This window comes from Roseateles violae, from assembly GCF_030410485.1.
Lineage (GTDB): Bacteria > Pseudomonadota > Gammaproteobacteria > Burkholderiales > Burkholderiaceae_C > Roseateles_D > Roseateles_D violae.
This window is the reverse complement of record NZ_JAUHHC010000005.1, coordinates 119,956-137,359: the sequence shown is the minus strand read 5'-3', so window position 1 is coordinate 137,359 and position 17,404 is coordinate 119,956. Positions and strand designations below refer to the sequence as shown.

At 70.1% G+C, this 17,404-nt stretch carries 19 protein-coding genes and 1 pseudogene; 6 read left to right on the top strand and 14 right to left on the bottom strand.

Going from position 1 to position 17,404, the window contains the following annotated elements; genetic code table 11:
• The first annotated feature begins 6 nt into the window (after positions 1-6).
• Positions 7-654 (top strand): LysE family translocator, encoded by a 648-nt coding sequence (locus QWJ38_RS18235; protein ID WP_290360546.1) that lies wholly within the window; start codon positions 7-9, stop codon positions 652-654.
• Positions 655-661: 7 nt separating this feature from the next.
• On the opposite strand, the gene QWJ38_RS18230 is transcribed toward QWJ38_RS18235, so the two are convergent.
• The 5 genes from QWJ38_RS18230 to QWJ38_RS18210 all read right to left on the bottom strand — a co-directional run bounded on the left by QWJ38_RS18230 (position 662) and on the right by QWJ38_RS18210 (position 8,392).
• Positions 662-1,630: a tripartite tricarboxylate transporter substrate binding protein gene (locus tag QWJ38_RS18230; protein WP_290360545.1), complete on the bottom strand. Its 969-nt coding sequence runs from the start codon at positions 1,628-1,630 to the stop codon at positions 662-664.
• On the bottom strand, positions 1,627-3,141 hold the full coding sequence (locus tag QWJ38_RS18225) for a class I adenylate-forming enzyme family protein (protein ID WP_290360544.1): 1,515 nt from the start codon (positions 3,139-3,141) through the stop codon (positions 1,627-1,629). The genes QWJ38_RS18230 and QWJ38_RS18225 overlap by 4 nt, the downstream gene beginning before the upstream one ends.
• Positions 3,142-3,153: 12 nt before the next feature.
• Positions 3,154-4,137, bottom strand: a complete 984-nt coding sequence (locus QWJ38_RS18220) for a tripartite tricarboxylate transporter substrate binding protein (protein WP_290360543.1) — start codon at positions 4,135-4,137, stop codon at positions 3,154-3,156.
• Between the two features lie 53 nt (positions 4,138-4,190).
• Positions 4,191-5,876 carry a long-chain fatty acid--CoA ligase gene (locus QWJ38_RS18215; protein ID WP_290360542.1) on the bottom strand — a complete coding sequence of 562 codons (1,686 nt, stop codon included), beginning with the start codon at positions 5,874-5,876 and terminating at the stop codon, positions 4,191-4,193.
• 65 nt (positions 5,877-5,941) lie between these two features.
• Positions 5,942-8,392, bottom strand: coding sequence for a DUF6351 family protein (locus tag QWJ38_RS18210; protein ID WP_290360541.1), 2,451 nt, complete (start codon positions 8,390-8,392; stop codon positions 5,942-5,944).
• Positions 8,393-8,667: 275 nt separating this feature from the next.
• Here QWJ38_RS18210 and QWJ38_RS18205 point away from each other — a divergent pair, with 275 nt between their 5' ends.
• Positions 8,668-9,492: an IclR family transcriptional regulator gene (locus tag QWJ38_RS18205; RefSeq protein ID WP_290360540.1), complete on the top strand. Its 825-nt coding sequence runs from the start codon at positions 8,668-8,670 to the stop codon at positions 9,490-9,492.
• Positions 9,493-9,602: 110 nt separating this feature from the next.
• The gene (locus QWJ38_RS18200) at positions 9,603-9,875 is read left to right on the top strand and encodes a hypothetical protein (protein WP_290360539.1); all 273 of its coding nucleotides are present in this window, start codon (positions 9,603-9,605) and stop codon (positions 9,873-9,875) included.
• Between the two features lie 28 nt (positions 9,876-9,903).
• On the opposite strand, the gene QWJ38_RS18195 is transcribed toward QWJ38_RS18200, so the two are convergent.
• The 3 genes and pseudogenes from QWJ38_RS18195 to QWJ38_RS18185 all read right to left on the bottom strand — a co-directional run bounded on the left by QWJ38_RS18195 (position 9,904) and on the right by QWJ38_RS18185 (position 10,987).
• The gene (locus QWJ38_RS18195) at positions 9,904-10,041 is read right to left on the bottom strand and encodes a copper-binding protein (protein ID WP_290360538.1); all 138 of its coding nucleotides are present in this window, start codon (positions 10,039-10,041) and stop codon (positions 9,904-9,906) included.
• A 194-nt stretch (positions 10,042-10,235) separates the two neighbouring features.
• Positions 10,236-10,406: pseudogene (locus tag QWJ38_RS18190) on the bottom strand (DUF411 domain-containing protein); the annotation flags it as partial.
• Positions 10,382-10,987: a cupredoxin domain-containing protein gene (locus QWJ38_RS18185; RefSeq protein ID WP_290360537.1), complete on the bottom strand. Its 606-nt coding sequence runs from the start codon at positions 10,985-10,987 to the stop codon at positions 10,382-10,384. The gene QWJ38_RS18185 and the pseudogene QWJ38_RS18190, both read right to left, overlap by 25 nt.
• 41 nt (positions 10,988-11,028) lie before the next feature.
• Here QWJ38_RS18185 and QWJ38_RS18180 point away from each other — a divergent pair, with 41 nt between their 5' ends.
• From QWJ38_RS18180 to QWJ38_RS18170, 3 genes are all read left to right on the top strand, one after another.
• The gene (locus QWJ38_RS18180) at positions 11,029-11,406 is read left to right on the top strand and encodes a hypothetical protein (protein WP_290360536.1); all 378 of its coding nucleotides are present in this window, start codon (positions 11,029-11,031) and stop codon (positions 11,404-11,406) included.
• Between the two features lie 122 nt (positions 11,407-11,528).
• Positions 11,529-11,951, top strand: coding sequence for a universal stress protein (locus QWJ38_RS18175; RefSeq protein WP_290360535.1), 423 nt, complete (start codon positions 11,529-11,531; stop codon positions 11,949-11,951).
• A 19-nt stretch (positions 11,952-11,970) separates the two neighbouring features.
• Positions 11,971-12,420 carry a universal stress protein gene (locus QWJ38_RS18170; RefSeq protein ID WP_290360534.1) on the top strand — a complete coding sequence of 150 codons (450 nt, stop codon included), beginning with the start codon at positions 11,971-11,973 and terminating at the stop codon, positions 12,418-12,420.
• A gap of 13 nt (positions 12,421-12,433) precedes the next feature.
• Here QWJ38_RS18170 and QWJ38_RS18165 read toward each other — a convergent pair whose 3' ends face one another.
• The 6 genes from QWJ38_RS18165 to QWJ38_RS18140 are packed head-to-tail and all read right to left on the bottom strand — an operon-like array spanning position 12,434 to position 17,342.
• Entirely contained in the window at positions 12,434-13,030 is a 597-nt protein-coding gene (locus QWJ38_RS18165; RefSeq protein WP_290360533.1) for an NAD(P)H-dependent oxidoreductase, read from the bottom strand.
• A gap of 26 nt (positions 13,031-13,056) precedes the next feature.
• Entirely contained in the window at positions 13,057-13,905 is an 849-nt protein-coding gene (locus tag QWJ38_RS18160) for a universal stress protein (protein WP_290360532.1), read from the bottom strand.
• A 27-nt stretch (positions 13,906-13,932) separates the two neighbouring features.
• A complete protein-coding gene (locus QWJ38_RS18155) occupies positions 13,933-15,291 on the bottom strand; it encodes an MBL fold metallo-hydrolase RNA specificity domain-containing protein (protein WP_290360531.1) in 1,359 nt (452 codons plus the stop codon).
• Between the two features lie 15 nt (positions 15,292-15,306).
• Complete coding sequence (adhP, locus tag QWJ38_RS18150) at positions 15,307-16,338, bottom strand: alcohol dehydrogenase AdhP (RefSeq protein WP_290360530.1); 1,032 nt, start codon at positions 16,336-16,338, stop codon at positions 15,307-15,309.
• Between the two features lie 14 nt (positions 16,339-16,352).
• Positions 16,353-16,919, bottom strand: a complete 567-nt coding sequence (locus QWJ38_RS18145; RefSeq protein WP_290360529.1) for a universal stress protein — start codon at positions 16,917-16,919, stop codon at positions 16,353-16,355.
• Positions 16,920-16,931: 12 nt separating this feature from the next.
• The gene (locus tag QWJ38_RS18140; RefSeq protein WP_290360528.1) at positions 16,932-17,342 is read right to left on the bottom strand and encodes a TraR/DksA family transcriptional regulator; all 411 of its coding nucleotides are present in this window, start codon (positions 17,340-17,342) and stop codon (positions 16,932-16,934) included.
• Positions 17,343-17,404: the final 62 nt, after the last annotated feature.

Sequence of the window (17,404 nt, the reverse complement as noted above, 5' to 3'; positions counted from 1 at the left end):
GCCGCCATGATCGAACTGCTGCCGCCCGCGCCGCTGCTGCTGGCCTTTCTGCTCGCCTCGCTGATCCTGGCCCTCACGCCGGGGCCGGGCGTGGTCTATATCGTCACCCGCACGCTGGCCCAGGGCCGGGCGTCCGGCCTGGCCTCGGTCGCTGGCGTGGCGCTGGGCAATTTCGGCAATGCCGCGGCCGCCTCGATCGGCCTGGCGGCGCTGCTGAGCGCGTCGGCGACCATCTTCGATGCGGTCCGCTATGCCGGCGCGGCCTATCTCTGCTATCTGGGCCTGCAGGCGTTGCGAGCCGACCCATCCAAACAGAGGAGCGAGCCTGTGACCACGGGCATCTGGCGGGTACTGGGCCAGGGCTTTCTGGTGGCGTTGCTGAACCCGAAGACCACGCTGTTCTTTGCGGCCTTTCTGCCGCAGTTCATGCAGCCGACGGCCAGCCCGGTGCTGCAGGCGCTGGCCTTGAGTGCCGTCTTCGTCGCGGTGGCGGCGATCAGCGACGCCGGCTATGTGCTGCTTGCCGCGACTTTGGCACCGGCCCTGCGTTCGGCGCAGGGCGCGGCGCGGATGGGCCGCTATGTAGCGGCCGCGGTCTATTTCGCGCTGGGCCTCTATGCCGCGCTGACGGGCACGCGACCGGCGAAGACCTGATCGACCTTCAGTCGACCTGGACCTTCGCCTCGCGGATCACCTTGCCCCATTTGGCCGTCTCGGCATTGATGAAGGCGCCGAATTCGGCCGGCGTGCCGCCGACCGGGATCGTGCCCATGGCTTCGAGCTTGCCGCGGACCTCGTCGGTGCGCACGATCGCGTGGACCTCGTCAGCAAGCTTCCTGACGATATCGGCCGGAGTGCCGGCCGGCGCCAGGATGCCGGCCCAGGTGCTGCCGGTGAAGCCGGCAACACCCTGCTCGATGAAGGTCGGCACGTCCGGCAAGGAAGGCAGGCGCTTTTCACTGGCCACGCCGATCAGGCGCACGCGGCCGCTCTTGCCCGGATTGATCAGCCCGGATGCGGCGTCGAGGAAGAGCTGGATCTGTCCGCCCATCAGATCGGTCAGCGCGGCGGCCGCGCCGCGGTAGGGGATGTGCACCATATAGCTGCCGGTCAGCGATTTCAGCAGCTCGGTGCTCAGGTGCGCGGCCGAGCCGTTGCCGCTGGAGCCGAAGCTGATCTTGCCGGGGTTCTTCTTCGCATAGGCGATCAGCTCGGCGGCGCTTTTGAACGGCGCCTCGTTGTTGACGGCCGCCACCAGCGGCGACTGGCCGATCAGCGAGACCGGCGCGATGTCCCGGGCCGGGTCATAGGGCAGCTTCGGATAGAGGCTGGTATTGGCCGCGTAGGCGGCGATGACCACGGCCAAGGTATAGCCATCGGCCGGCGACTTGGCCAGCGCGTCGACGCCGATCACGCTGTTCGCGCCCGGCTTGTTGTCAACGACGAAGGACTGGCCCAGGCGCTCCTGCAGCTTCTGCGCGATCAGCCGCGCGGTCACGTCGGTGAAGCCGCCGGGCGGGTAGGGGACGATCACGCGCACCGGCTTGGCCGGCCAGGCCGCCTGCTGCGCGAACGCGTTCGGCAGCGCGGCGAGCGCTCCCAGGCCCAGCGTGAAATCACGGCGCTTCATGCTTGCGTCTCCTTTTTGTAGCGGTCTCTGAGTTCGCGCTTGAGCACCTTGCCGATCGCGCTGCGCGGCAGTTCCTCGATGCTGCGCAGATCGGCCAGGCGCTGGGTCTTGCCGACGCGCGCATTGAGCCAGGCGCGCAGCTCGGGGTCGGGCGTTGCGTCGCCAGCCGCGTGGACGACGTAGGCGACCGGCGTCTCGCCCCATTCCTCGCTGGGCACGCCAACCACGGCCACATCGGCGACGGCCGGGTGCCGGCGCAGCTGCGCCTCCAGATCGCTGGGGTAGATATTGAAGCCGCCCGAGATGATCATGTCCTTCTTGCGGTCGAACAGGATCAGAAAGCCATCCGTGTCGAAGCGGCCGATGTCGCCGGTGCGGATGAAGCGCCGGCCGTCGGGCGCGAACCATTCGGCCTCGCGCGTCTTCTCCGGCTGGCCGTGGTAGCCGCTCATCATGCCCGGAGAATGGCCGACGACCTCGCCCGCCTCGCCCGCGGCCACTTCGATGCCGGCCTCGTCGATCAGCCGCATGTCATGGCCCTCGCTGGGCCGGCCGACCGTGTGCAGCTTGTCCGGGTGCAGATGCGCCTCGAGGATGCAGGTGCCGCCGCCCTCGGTCATGCCGTAGAACTCGACCAGGCCGCCCGGCCAGCGCCGCAACACCTCGGCCTTCAGCTCGGCCGGGAAGGGCGCGCTGGTGCAGAACTTGATCTCGAAGGCGCTCAGCTCGTGGCGGTCGAAGTCCGCATGCGCGAGCAGGCGCCGGTACTGCACCGGCACCAGCATCGTGTGCGTGACGCGGTGCCGTTCGGCCAGATCGAGATAGGCGCCGGCCTCGAACTTGCTCATCAGCACCACGGTGCCGCCGAAGGCCAGGGTCGGGAAGAACACGACCAGGGTCGTGTTCGAGTACAGCGGCGTCGACAGCAGGGTCGTTTTGCCGGGCCCATAGCCGTACTTGGCGCCGCGCTGTACATGCATCCAGCGCATGCCATGCGGCTGCACGATGCCCTTGGGCGTGCCGGTCGTGCCGGAGGAATAGATGATGTTGAACGGCGCCTCGGGCCTCAGGGTCACGTCTTGCGGCCGGCTGCCCGGCGGCGCCAGCCAGGCCTCGAAGTCGGGGTCGTCCAGCGCGATCGTGCGCCGGCCCGCCGGCACCAGGGCGGCGGCGCTGGCGTCGACGAAGATCAGCCGCGCCTGCGCATCGGCCAGCATCGCGGCGAAGTCGGCCGGCGTGCTCGAGGCGGCCAGCGGCGCGACGACGACGCCGGCGCGCAGGGCGCCAAGGAAGACGGCCGCCTGGCGCGGCGTCGACAGCCCGCTCAGCGCGATCGCATCGCCGGGGGCCAGGCCCTCGCGCTGCAGCGCCGCGGCGATGCGGTCGACCAGCGCGTCGAGCTCGGCATAGCTGAGCGCCTGCCCGTCCTGCACCAGTGCCGGCAGCTCGGGCCGGGCAGCGGCATGCTCGCGCAGCAGCTCGGCAATATTGCGAAAGCCGTCCTCCACCATGTCCTCGAGCTCCTACTTCGCCGCCAGGCCCAGCCGCTCGATCAGCTGCTTGTCCTTGGCATAGGTCTCGACCGCCCATTTGCGGTAGTCCTCGCCATTGCGGTACCACATCGCCTGGTTCAGCTGCTCCAGCAGCTCGATGTGCTTGGGGTCGTCCATTGCCTTTTTGTAGGCGTCGTGCAGGGCCTTGACCACGGCCGGGTCCATGCCCTTGGGGCCGACCAGGCCGTAGGGCGAGGTCGCGACGATGCCGTAGCCCAGCTCCTTGGCGGTCGGCACGTTCGGCCAGCGCTTGGTGCGCTCCTCGCCGAAGGTGACCAAGAGGCGCATCTGGCCGCCGTCGACGAACTTGTCCCAGCCGCTGGCGTCGCTCTGCGCCATCACATGGCCGCCCAGCAGCGCCTGCTGCAGATCGGCATTGCCCTTGAAGGGCACATGGGTCAGCTGCACCTTGGCATTGCCGGCCAGTTCTTCCATCAGCAGATGCGGGCTGGAGCCGGTGCCGGTGGAGCCGTAGTTCAGCTGTCCGGGCGCCTTGCGTGCCGCCTCGATGTAGTCGTTGAAGCTCTTGTAGGGCGAATCGGCGCGCACGGTGAAGCCGAAGGTGTAGCCGGACACGCCGATGATGAACGTGAAGTCCTTCAGCGGGTCCCACTGCGTCTTCTGCATATGGGGGATGCGCAGCATGCCCAGCGGAAACTGCGCGATCGTGTAGCCGTCGGGCTTGGCCGTCAGCGCCATCGTGCCCGGGCCCAGGGTGCCGCCGCCGCCGGGCTTGTTGTCGATGATGATCTGCTGGCCCAGGTGCTTGGAGGCGAGCTCGGACAGCGCGCGCAGATGGCGGTCGGTCGAGCCGCCGGCCGGCCAGGGCACGATCAGGGTGACCGGCTTGCTCGGGTAATTGTCGGCATGGGCCAGGCCCAAGGGGGCCAGCGTGGCGGCGGCGGCAAGCAGCAGCAGGCTGCGGCGCGGGTTCGGGGTGCTTGGCTGGTTCATCTGCTTGTCTCCTGTTGTCGTTTAATCAATCAATCAATCAATGGGGCAATCAGTCAATCGCTCTTCTTCGCGGCCTCGGCCGCCTGCTGCTGCAACTCGCGCCACATCACCTTGCCGCTGCCCGACTTCGGCAGCGCGGCGACGAACTCGACCAGGCGCGGGCATTTATAGGCCGCCATCTGCTCGCGCGACCAGTCGATGATGTCCTGCTCGCTGAGGCCCGTGGTGCCGGGCTTCAGCACGACCAGGGCCTTGACCGTCTCGCCGCGGCGCTCGTCCGGCACGCCGATCACGCAGGCCTCCTGGATCGCCGGGTGGGCGTACATCAGTGCCTCGACCTCGGCCGGCCAGACCTTGAAGCCGGACGCATTGATCATGCGCTTGAGCCGGTCGCTCATGAAGTAGTAGCCGTCCTCGTCGATGCGGCCCAGATCGCCGGTGCGCAGAAATCGCTTGCCGTCGAGCTCGACGAAGGCCGCGGCGGTGGCCTGCGGATCGCGCCAATAGCCCTGCATCACTTGCGGGCCGCTGACCAGGATCTCGCCGCTCTCTCCCGGCGGCAGCGTGGCCAGCGTCTCGGGATCGACGACGCGCGCCTCCACATCGAAGACCGGCACGCCCAGGCACTGGGGCTTGGGCCGCTGCGGCGGGTTGATGTGGGTGGCGGCCATGGTTTCCGACATGCCATAGCCCTCCACATAGTCGAGCCCGGTCAGCGCCTTCAGCTTGGCGCAGATCGCCGCCGGCATCGCCGCGCCGCCGCCGCGGATGCCGGCCAGGCTGGACAGGTCGTAGTCCGGGAGCCGCGGGTTGGCCAGGAAGTCGATCATCATGGTCGAGATGGTCTGCCAGACGGTCACCTTGTAGCGCTGCATGCAGATCGCCGCCGCCTCGCGGTCCCAGCGCGGCAGGATGACGATGGTGGCGCCGATGTAGAGCGGCCCGTTCAGGCTGCCCGACAGGCCGGTCACATGGAAGAAGGGCAGCACGCTTAAGTAAACAGCGTCCTGCGTCCTGCCGAACCAGCAGATGCCGCCGACCAAGGTGCTCATCACGCTGCGATGCGTGTGCATGCATCCCTTGGGCCGGCCGGTCGTGCCCGAGGTATAGGGCATCACGCAGAGATCGTCGGGGCCGGCCGTCAGCGGCCCCGGCGTGATCCCGGCGGCCAGCACCTCGGCCCAGGCGCTCAGCCGCGGATCGGCCAGCGGCCGGCGCGGCGCGGCGACGAATTCGGGCACCGCCAGGTCGGTGGCCTGGCGCAGATAGTCGCCGTAGCTGGCGACGACCAGCTGCCGCAGCCCGTCCTCGCCCAGCAAAGGCTGCATCTGCTCCAGCAGGTCCTGCGCGACGAAGGCCGTGCTCGCGCCGCTGTCCGCGACGTAGTGGCGCAGCTCCTCGCCGCGGTTCATCGGATTGATCGGCACGACCACCGCATTGGCGCGCAGGATGGCGTAGAAGGCGATCACCCATTGCGGGCTGTTCTGCATGTACAGCAGCACGCGTTCGCCGGCCTTCACGCCGGCTTGCTGCTGCAGCCAGCCGGCGACGCGCTCGCATTCGCGCTTGAAGGCGGCGAAGCTCAGCGCCGTGTCGTAGAAGACGATGAAGGGCTTGTCCGGGTAGCGCGCCGCCGACACCTCGACGTTGAACCACAGATTCGTCTGCGGCAGGGTCAGGTGTTGTGGCAGGCCCGGCGGCCAATGCGCGAAATGCGGGTTGTTCGGGTCGGACTTCATCGCAGGGAGCCTGCCGGCCGCCTTCGGGGGGCGGCGCGGCAGGGCTTTCTTTACTTCACTTCACTCTACTGCTTGGCGCGCGAAACCGGCGCGGGCGGGAAGGGCTGGCCGCCGGGGCCGGCCTCGAAGCTCAGCGGGCCGGCGGCCGCCTGCTGGCCGACGCCGGGCTTGCTCCAGTCGCAGACGCCGCCGGGGAAGACCGCATTCAGCCGCGCCAGCTGGGCGGCGCCGAGCTTGCCGCCATAGTCGTTGGCGTCGACCGGCTTCAGCTGGCACTTGAGGATGTCCTCGCTGCGCGGGCCGCCGGCGACCTGGCGCGGCGAGCTGCGCGGCGCCAGATAGGGATCGGCATCGCAGCTCGCGGCGTTCGTCACCTTGGTCGACTGTGCCGCGTCGCTGCTGAGCAGGCAGTAGTCGCCCGCCGCCGCCGGCCGCGTGTTGCGGATCTTCTGCTCCAGGCTGGCGCTGCTGCTGTCGGCCTTCAGGGCGGTCAGCCAGCTGTCCATGGTCGTGAAGGCCTCGGTCGCCATCGTGGCCGAGGGCGAGAAGCCGCTGCGGCCGAAGCGCCAGATCGCCTGGTTGCCATGGCCGCCGCCATCGCGGTCCAGCCGGTCGCGGATCGAGAAGCTGCGCCATTGCTGGTGAATGCCGAACAGCGCCACGCCCTGCAGCGAGGCGGCCGGGATGCCGGCGAAGCCGGGCGGCACATTGATCAGCGAGTCGTCGTAGCCGCGCATGTCGATGACGGCGGTCTTGGCCAGGTTGGCGCCGCTCATCACGATGCCGGCGCGGTAGGCGATGTTCAGCGCCTCGGCATCGGCGACGCTGCGGGCGGCGGTCGGGTTGGTGTCGCGGTCGGCGCCGCCGACGATCTCGTTCAAGGTGACGAACTCCTCGCCGCTGATGGCGCCGGACTGGAGCGCCTTCAGCCCATACTGCACGCCGGTGTTGTCGCGCGTGTCGCGCGCGGCCGGGCTGCCGGTGGCCTTGCCCCAGATCGATTCGGCCCAGGACCAGGCATTGCAGCGCGCGCCGCCCGGATTCGTCACCGGGTCGTAGACCAGGGCGGCCGGCAGCTGGCAGTTGTTGGTGGCCGTCGGCGACTGCACGATCACGCCGCTGTCGTTATTGGCCGCCGGCACGGTGCGCTGGAAGTAGACGCCGGCCTTGGAATTGCTGCCGAAGAAGTTGTACCAGCCATGGCAGGCGCTCTGGTCCATATGGCCGTTGATCGCCGCCTTGCGCGCATTGACCTGGGCCGGAGTCTGGCCCGTCATCAGGGCCAGCCACTGCGGCTTCTGATAGGCCTCGACCAGGGCGACGCAGTCGGCCACCTCCATCGTCACCGTCTCCGAATCGGGGAAGGTGCAGGAGACGGTGATGCCGTCCAGCAGACCGGGGTTGATCGAGGCGTTCATATTGCTGTTGATCGAGCCGCCCGAGCAGCCGTTGCCGACGGTGAACCTGATCGCGCCGTACTGGTCGCTGATGTGCTCCTTCATCATCATCACCGTCTCGCTCATCATCACCCGGTTCGAGTTCTGCAGCGAGTCGGTCATGCTGTTGTTGACGACCATATAGCCCCTGGACAAGGCGCGGTCGTCGGTCCAGGCGGTGGCCGGCCGGGCCTGGCGGCGCGGCTGGCCGGTGCTGGCGCCGAAGTTGTACTGGACCTTGCCGTTCCACTGCGCCTGCGGCGCGACGGCGCTCCAGGGCTTGGCCGGGTCGAACAGCACGGCGATGTCATAGATGCCGCGGTTCATCGTGCCGCGCTCGACGCGCACGATATAGGGCAGGGTCTGGCCGGCGTCGGTGGTCGTCGTCGCCAGGTCGGCCGGCGTGCTGCCGCCCACGGTATAGGGCTTGAAGCAGGGGTTGGCCGGCGGCGTCGCCGTCGTCGGCGGGGTGGTCGCGGTGAAGGCGACCGCCGGGCTCGGGTCCGGCAGCGCGAAGCTGCAGCCGGCCGCGGTGGTCTTGTAGTAGAGCTTGTACTCGGTGGCGATATTGCACTTGCCGTCGCTGGCCGTCGTCGTCAGGCCGCTGGCATTGGTGGCCGGCAGCGAGGCGGTCGCGCCCTGCGGTGTCGGCGTCGCGCAGACGAAGGGCGTCGGTTGACTGCCGCTGTAGACCGGGCCGCCGCGATCGTGGTTGGTGATCGTCAGCGCGGTCGTGCTGACATCGTCGCCGCTGACGGTCAGCACATTCGCGCCGACCTTCATGCCGCTGACCAGGCCGGTGATGCGGCCGTCGGCGCGGGTGGCGAAGGCGCTCGTGATGTCGCTACCGTTGATGTCGGCCTTCAGGCCGGCCGTCGTCGCGCCGGCGGGCAGGATCAATTGCACCAGCACATCGCCGTCGCTGACCAGGTCGGCGCGGTTGGACAGGGTCTTGATCTCGAGTACCGGCTTCGGTTCGTCGTCGCTGCCGCAGGCGGCCAACAGCACGGTGCTGGCCGCCAGGGCGAGGCAGGCGCCGGGCCGGCCATGCAGCCGGTGCAAAACATGCAATCGCGTCATTGCTTGTCTCCGTCGTTATGGGTGAGTCCGCCCCGGCCGCCGCGCAAGCCGCGGTCGCCGGAAGCTGCAGGCTGTCGGTTTCGACGCTCCGTTGACTTCTTCCTGGCCCCAACTGCTTTCTGATATTCCGCTGAACGGAATACGAAATCGACGTGGACCAGTCTACGCAGCCGCTTCGCCGCTGTAAACGAGACAAAGGGATTGCGAGCATCGGCGGCGTGCGCGAACGGCACCGAATCTCGCTATATTCCGCTTAGCAGAAAAAAGGAAGAGCCATGGGGCGGACCCGCCAACCGGCCAGCGCGGCGGCCAGCGAGCCGGCTGCGCAGGACCGGCGCTTCGTCACCGCGCTGGCGCGCGGGCTGGAACTGCTGCGTTGCTTCCGGCCGCAGGACCGCTGGCTCGCGCACCAGGAGCTGGTGCGGCGCAGCGGCCTGCCGCATGCGACCGTGTCGCGACTGAGCTTCACCCTGGCCAGCCTCGGCTATCTGCGCCATCGCGCCGCCAGCGGCGAATACGCGCTGAGCCCGGCCGTGCTGGCGCTGGGTTTCAGCGTGCTGACGAACTTCGAGATCGGCCGCATCGCGCGCCCGCTGATGGAGCGCCTGGCCGAGCGCACGCAGTCGGCCGTCTCGCTGGGCGTGCGGCACGAGGCTTCGATGGTCTATGTGGCGCATTGCCGCAGCACGGCGCGGCTGATCCTGGGCCTGGACGTCGGCACGCGGCTGCCGCTGGCCGAGACGGCGATGGGCCGCGCGCTCTGGTGCAGCGCGACCCCGGGCCTGCGGGCCCTGGTCGGCGAGAAGCTGCAGGCCCAGGATCCGGCGCGCTGGCCGCAGCGCCTGGCCGGCCTGCAGCGCGCCGAGGCCGACTATGCGCGGCGCGGCTATGCGGGCTCGGAATCGGAATGGGAAAGCGAGATCGCCGCCATCGGCGTCGGCATCGATATCGGCGACGGCCGCGAGCCGCTGGCGCTGACCATAGGCGGGCCGGCGGCTCGCTTGCAGGGGGCGCTGCTGCACGAGGAATTCGCGCCGCTGCTGGTCGAGAGCGGGCGCGCCATCGTCGCGGCGATCCAGGCGGGCGACTGGCAGGATTGATCGAGCCCGTCGGCGGCCGGCGGGCGCGACAGCCGGCCCGCGCGATGCTAGGCTTGCAGCGGTCCGGGGGCCATTAGCGAGCGAGGTGCCAGATGGGTCAGGGATTCGGGATGGAGTCGCCGTCCAAGCACAAGCAGACGCTGCTGCGACAGCCGGCCCGCTGGCTGGTCGTGATCGACTCGGGCGGCTACACGGTGGCGCGGCTCTTCCTCGAGACGCGCGAGCAGATCGCCGAGTTCGACGCCAGCACCGAGGAGACCGCCTCGATGATCAGCGGCCTCAGCGCGACGCGCGGTGCGGCTGGCGCCGAATGGGACCGGGCCCTGGCCGGCCACAGCGCCGAGGAACGGGCGGCGGCCGAGGTCTATCAGCTGCAGGTCTGAGCCGCCGCGCAGCTGCTGCCGATCTGGTCTACGGGGCGGTCTCGATGGCCGTCACGGTGAAGACGCCGTTCTGCGCCTCGGCCCTGAAGCGGACCTTGTCGCCTTGCTTGAGGCCGTCGAGCAGCTTCGGGTCCGCGGCCTTGAAGACCATGGTCATCGCCGGCATGTCCGGGTTCTGCAGCGGCCCGTGACGCAGCCGTCAGCTTGCCCTGGGCCTTGTCGATCTTGCGCACCTCGCCCTCGCTTTGCGCCGCTGCGGCGGGCGGCGTCTGGGCCGTCTGGGCATGGGCGCCGAGCGCCAGGGACGTCAGCAGGCTGGCGAGCAGGACTCGAACGCGATTCATAGGGGTGCTGGAGCTTTTAGGTCTTGGGATAGCGGGCGAACACCGAGTCGCGGCCGCGCTTGTCGATCAGCAGCACCGTGTAGGGATCCTTGCGCGCGCCGACCTCCATGCCGGGCGAGCCGACCGGCATGCCCGGCACGGCCAGGCCGATGGCGGCCGGCTTCAGGGCCAGCAGGCGCTTGAGCTCCATTCCATCTGCGCGCCGCGGGCTTCACAGTCAAGGTCCATGAGGTCGGCGACACGACGGCCGTGCGCAAGCGCTACGGCATGCCGGACGACTTCGGCAGCTGCCACTCCGCCCTGGTCGCCGGCTATGTGATCGATCGCGCCGCTGCGGCCCGGCTTGACGTGGACCATATGCGGCTCCTCATGCTCCATGCCGGGGAACTTCTTCATCATCTCGGCATGCTGCTTCAATTCCTCGGGGCCGCCCAGCACCAGCTCGTGCAGGACCTTGCCCTGCTTGCTCGCGACGAGCCGGACCGTGATCTCGGCCGGCGTGAAGCGCATCGTGTCGGCCGTCTCGACCCGGATCGTCCGCGTCGCCTTGGCCGGATCGCCGGCCTGGCCGAAATCGGTGACTTCGATCTTAGCGGCGTCGAAGCAACGCGGCGCCGCATGGGCCTCGTCGCCATGGACAAAGGCCGGGCAGAGCGGCAGGGCCCCGGGCAGCGCCTCCCAGGGCCATCGATGCAGAGGGTTCTTCATGAGCTGTACTTCCAAAAACCAGCTTAAACCTTGCCGCCGTGACAAGGTCAAGCGGGTCACACCTCGCTTCGAGATCGGGCCGGCGGGCCTATATTGAGGGCATGAAACGAGCACGCCCGCTCCTTGCCGCCGCGCTGCTCGCGCTCCCGCGATTCGCCGGCGCGGAGATCGTGCCGGTCCAGTGGGATGCGGCAGGCCGCTTCGGCCGGGAGATAGGCATCGCGCCGGGGCAGTTCCTCGAGGTTTGCGAAAAGCTGCCGGAAGGCGGCCGGGTCGCCTGGTCCTTCGAGGCGGCCGGCCCGCTGGACTTCAACATCCACTATCACGAGGGCAGCGAGGTCCGCTTCCCGGCCCAGAAGGCGCAGATCGCGCGCGACGAGGGCCTCTTGACGGCGGCGCTGAAGCAGGACTTCTGCTGGATGTGGACGAACAAGGCTGCGGCGCCCTTGGTGCTGCGCTTCCGGCTCGAGCAGCGGTGAGTGAACCCGCGCCTGACGACCCTGGGCGCCGAGGGGGTGGCGGCCCTTGATCCAGCGCAAGCGCGGCCGCCGCCACGGGGGGCAAGATGGCTGCATCGCCGGTCACGATGAAAAGAGGAGTCATGAAGATCGTTCTCGCGGTCGATGGCAGCAGCTATACCAAGCGCATGCTGGCCTATATCGCCGCCCACGAGGAACTGGTGGGCCAGGACAACGAGTTCGTCGCGCTGAACGTGACGGCCGATCTGCCGCCGCATGCGGCGCGCCATCTGCCCGCCGAGGTGCTGCAGCAATACTTCGCGGACGAGGGCGAGAAGGTGTTGGGCCCGGTGCGCGAGTTCGCCCGCCTGCAGGGCTGGGCGCTGCGCGAGCGCCATGCGGTCGGCTACCCCGGCGATGTGCTGGCGCGCCTGGTCGAGGAGGAGGATCCCGAGCTGCTTGTGATGGGCTCGCACGGCCATGGCGCCTTCACCGGCGCGCTGCTCGGCTCGGTGTCGGCCCGCCTGCTGGCCAATACCAAGGTGCCGGTGCTCTTGATCCGTTGACGCAGAGGAGGCGGTGGCGATGAACAGCGTCTTCAAGCATGTGCTGGTGGCCACCGACGGCTCGCCGATGGCGGACCGCGCGATCGCGCTGGCGCTGCGCGTCGGCGGCGGGGCGAAGGTGACGGCGCTGCTGGTCGTGCGCGACTACGGCCTGCCCGAGTATCTGCGGGCCGCGCTCGCCCACCGGCCCGATGCGCAGGCGCTGCGGAAGGAGATCGTCGCCGAAGGCCATCGCCTGCTCGACGCGGCGATCGAACGGGCCGTCGGCGGCGATGCACGCATCCAGCGGCGCGTCGTGCTCGGCGAGCAATCGCCCAGCCGCGAGATCGTGGCCCTGGCCGAGCGCGAGGGCTGCGATCTGATCGTGATCGCCTCGCACGGCCTCGGCGGCCGCATGGCGGGCCTGCTCGGCAGCCAGTCGCAGGGCGTGCTGACGCTGGCGACGCTGCCGGTGCTGGTCGTGCGCTGAGACCGGCGCGCGTTCAGGCGCCGAGGCCGCCGAGCTTGTGCATGCGCGCGAGCCAGCGCTCGACGCCGGCAGCGCCCAGCGATTCGACGCCGCCGATCAGCGTCTCGCGCACCGGCGCGAAGCCGACGAAGCCGAGGATGTTGCGCTCCAGCGAGCGGATGCTGTGGGCGCGGAAGTACCAGCGGTAGATCAGGGCCGGCATGCCCATGGTGACGACGACGCGCGCCGAGCGGCCTTGCAGGAGCTTGGCGCCGGGCGTGGGCGCGTTCTTGCCGGCCAGCGCGAAGCCGGGCCGGGCGATCTGCTCGAGCAGGGCCTTCAAGAGCGCCGGCATGTCGCCGAGCCAGAGCGGGAAGACGAAGACGATATGGCCGGCCCAGGCGATGTCCAGCTGCACCGGCCGCAGCGCGGCGGGCACGGTGCCGCGCTCCCAGTCGCGCTGGCTGCGCAGCAGCGGGAAGTCCAGCCGCGCCAGCTCGACGATGCGGAGCTGATGGCCGGCCGCACGGGCGCCGGCCGCATAGGCGCCGACCAGCGCATGGCAGAGATGGCCGGGCTCGGCGTCCGGATGGCCGTCGATGATGAGGATCCTGCGAGGATGCGAGTCCATCGGCGCGTTTCCAGCCGAGCGTCCGCTCAATGCGCGAGCAGCAGCGGCACCGGCGAGCTGCGCAGCAGCGTGCGCGTCACGCCGCCGAGCACCGTCTCGCGCAGCCGCGTGTGGCCGTAGCCGCCGGCGACGATCAGCTGCGCCTCGACGTCGACCGCGTGCGAGATCAGGGCCTCGCCGACCGGCATCGCCGTGCTCATCTGGCGGACCTCGACGCGCAGGCCGTGCCGCGCCAGCCAGAGGCCGATGTCTGCGCCGGGCAGCGGGCCGTGACGCGGATCGCCGCCGGCCGAGCTCTCGAACACCAGCACCTCGACCGTCCGCGCCTGCCGCAGCAGCGGCAGCGCGTCGTGCATCGCGCGCGCCGCCTCGCGGCCGCCGTCCCAGGCGACGACGATGCGGCCATCGAGCGGCAGGGTCGGGTCGGCGCCGGCATAGGGCAGGGCCAGCAGGGGGCGGCCCGAGTGCAGCAGCACGCTCTCGGGCATGCCGGCCTGCTGCGCGGCGCTCCAGCGGCCCGGCTCGGTCTGCGTGACGACGCTCAGATCGCAGTAGCGCGCGGCCAGCGTCATCGCGGCGCTGACGTTGTCCTCGACCATGCGGCCCTCGTAGGAGCTCAGGCCGAGCGCCTTCACCTGCGCCTCGAAGCGCCGGACGCTCTCCTGCGCCTGGCGGCGCAGCAGGCCCAGCGTCGCCTGCAGATAGTCGCCGGCGCCGGGCAGGCCGCTGTAGTCGGCCGGCACCATCACCCAGTCGGTCGGCGCGAGGCCGATCAGATGGGCCTCGTGGCGGCGCGCCAGCGCGGCGGCCGCGGCGACGCGCACGGGCGTCTGCTCCTGGGCGTCCAGGTGGACGAGGATGCTGCGGATTTCCATATGCTTCTCCCGGTGTCGGTCATCGAATCAATCGAGCGCCGCCTGCTCCAGATAGTCGGGCACGCGGCAGCGCCAGCCGAGCTCCCGCTCGATGCGCTGGCGCAGCGCATCGGCGGCCGCCGGCTCGCCATGGGTGATGAAGGTCTGGCGCGGCGGCCGCGCGAAGCCGCGCAGCCAGGCCAGCAGTTCGTCGGCGTCGGCATGGCCGGACAGATTGCCGAGCTGGGCGACCTCGGCGCGCACCGGCACGTCCTCGCCATGGATGCGCAGTGTCTTCGCGCCAGCGGCCAGGGCCGCGCCGCGCGTGCCGCCGGCCTGGAAGGAGCTCAGCAGGATGGTCGTCCGCCAGTCCGGCGCGAAGCTCTTCAGATGGTGGACGACGCGCCCGCCGGTGGCCATGCCGCTGGCGGCGATGATGATCATCGGCCCGCGGCCGGCGCTCAGCGCGCGCGACTCGTCGGGCGTGTTGACGATGCGGGCCGCGTGGCACATCGCCGCGCATTGCGCCTCGCTCAGGCGATGCTGGCCGCGATGGCGCCAGTACAAGGCTGTGGCGTCGGCGGCCATCGGGCTGTCGAGAAAGACCGGCAGATCCGGGATGGCCTCGCTGCGCTTCAGCTCGGCCAGCAGATGCAGCAGCGTCTGCGCGCGGCCGACGGCGAAGGCCGGGATCAGCAGCACGCCGCCGCGCGCGGCCGTGCGCTTGACGACCTGGGCGAGCTGGGCCGGCACGTCGACCGGCTCGTGCAGACGGTCGCCATAGGTCGATTCGGTCACCAGGATGTCGGCGCCGGCCATGTGCTCCGGCGGGCGCAGCACCGGGTCCTGCGGGCGGCCGAGATCGCCGGTGAACAGGACATTGCGACCGTCGCCCTCGAGGCGGACGAAGGCCGAGCCCAGCATATGGCCCGAGGGGGCCAGCTGCGCCGTCAATCCCGGCAGCGCGGGCCAGTGCACGCCGCAGTCCACCGGCTGCAGCAGCGCCAGCGCGCGGCGCGCGTCGGCCTCGGTGTAGAGCGGCTCGGCCGGGCGGTGCTTGGAGAAGCCATGCCGGTTCGCGTAGGCGGCTTCCTCCTCCTGCAGATGGCCGCTGTCGGGCAGCAGGATCGCGCAGAGATCGCGCGTCGCCGGCGTGCAGAAGACCGGGCCGCGAAAGCCCTGGCGCGCCAGCAACGGCAGGTAGCCGCTGTGGTCGATATGGGCATGGGTCAGGATCAGCGCGCCGATCTCGCGCGCGGCGATGGGCAGCGGCGCCCAGTTGCGCAGGCGCAGCTGCTTGTAGCCCTGGAACAGGCCGCAGTCGATCATCAGCGTCGCGCCCGCGTGGCGCAGCAGGTATTTGGAGCCGGTGACGGTGCCGGTGGCGCCGAGGAACTGGAGCTGCATCAGGGGCCTCCGCGCCTAGCCCTCGGCCGCGATGCGCATCACGACCCGACCCTCGATCGCGCCGCGCTCCATGCGCTCGAAGACGGCGTTGATGTTCTCGAGCCGCTCCTCGCTGAAGACGGTGTGGATCTTGCCCTCGCCGGCGAAGGCCAGCGCCTCCTGCAGGTCCTTGCGCGTGCCGACGATGGAGCCGCGCACCGTCTTCGCATTGAGCACGACATCGAAGATCGGCAGCGCGAAGTCGCCCGGCGGCAGGCCGACCAGGGCCATCGTGCCGCGCTTGTGCAGCATGCCCAGGGCCTGCGAGAAGGCGCTCCGCGAGACGGCCGTGACCAGCACGCCATGGGCGCCGCGCAAGGCGCGCTGGACCTCGCTGGCCGGGTCCTGCGTCGCCGCGTTGACCAGCATGTCGGCGCCCAGCTGCCGGGCCATCTGCAGCTTGGCCTCGTCGATGTCGACGGCGATCACATGAAAGCCCATCGCCTTCGCGTACTGGATCGCGTAATGGCCGAGCCCGCCGATGCCGGAGATCGCGACCCAGTCGCCGGGCTTGCAGTCCAGCACCTTCAGGCCCTTGTAGACGGTCACGCCGGCGCACAGCACCGGCGCGATCTGCGCGAAGCCGACCTGGGCCGGCAGGCGGCCGACATAGCCGGGATCGGCCAGCACGTATTCGGCATAGCCGCCGTTCACCGTGTAGCCGGTCATCTGCTGGGCATCGCACAGGGTCTCCCAGCCGGTGATGCAATGCTCGCAATGGCCGCAGGCCGTGTGCAGCCAGGGCACGCCGACGCGGTCGCCCTCCTTGATGCCCTTGACGCCGGCGCCCAAGGCGGCGACGAAGCCGACGCCCTCGTGGCCGGGGATGAAGGGCAGCCTGGGCTTGACCGGCCAGTCGCCGCGGGCGGCGTGCAGATCGGTGTGGCAGACGCCCGAGGCGACGACCTGGACCAGCACCTGGCCCGGCCTCACTTCGGGGACCGGCACTTCGCAGAGTTCCAGCGGGCGCGCGAAGTCGCGCACGACAGCGGCTTTCATCGTCTTCATCGCGGGCTCCTCGATCAGCTCATCCGGTTCGCGTCCAGGGTGGCGAAGGACTCCGGCCGGGGTCTGCGGACGATCAGCACGGGCACCGGCGACAGGCGCAGGATGTGTTCCGCATCGCTGCCCATGAAGAGCCGCGCCGCGCCGCGGCGGCCATGGCTGCCGATGACGATCAGATCGGCCGCCCAGTCGCGCGCCTGCTCGATGATGCGGTCGACGATGGCATGGCCGCCGCTTTCGATCAGCCGCGTCTCGACCGTCGCGCCAGCGGCCGCGGCGCGTGCGCGGGCCGCCTCCAGCAGGTCCGCGCCCAGATTGCGCAGGCCGACCAGCACATCGCGGGAGTAGACGGCGGCCGGTTCGAAGCCGGTGGCGCCCAGCAGCTCGTCGATCACATGGACGACGCGAACCTTGGCGCCGATCTGCCGCGCCAGCCGCACGGCCTCGTCCAGGCCGAGCAGCGAGCTCGCGCTGCCGTCGCAGGGCACGAGGATGTGCCGGTAGGCGGCTTGCGGAGCCGTGTCGGCCGGCAGGCCGGCCGGACGTTCGAGCGCGAATCCGCTCTTCACTTGCATCGCTTGCATCGCAGAACTCCTTCAGGCCGGGTGACGGTGCAGCGCGGCGCCGGCGGGCCTGTGGCCGAGCCGCATGTCCTCCTCCAGCCGCTGCTGGCAGGGCGCGCAGCGGATCGCCATCGGCATCAGCAGCAGCCGCGGCAGGCCGATCGGCTCGCCGCAATCGCAGCAGTCGCCGTAGTCCTCGCCGTCCATGCGCTGCAGGGCCGCCTCGACGGCCTCGAGCTCGGACAGCTCGCGCCGTTCGCGGACCTCGGCGAGACGCGAGAGCGCGTCGCGCTGCGCCAGGTCCTTGAAGTCCTTGGCGTCCGGGGCCTGCATCGCGGCGTCCTGCGGCCGGGGCGCGTCACCCAGTTCGGCGAACAGCTCGCGCCGCAGCGCCAGCAAACGGGCGCGCAGCCGGTCCAGATGGGCGTGGGTGTGGATGTCCATGGTGAGCCTGCCTCTTGCTACGGGACGCCCTTGCTGGATCGTCCCGGCCTCCATGTTCCCAG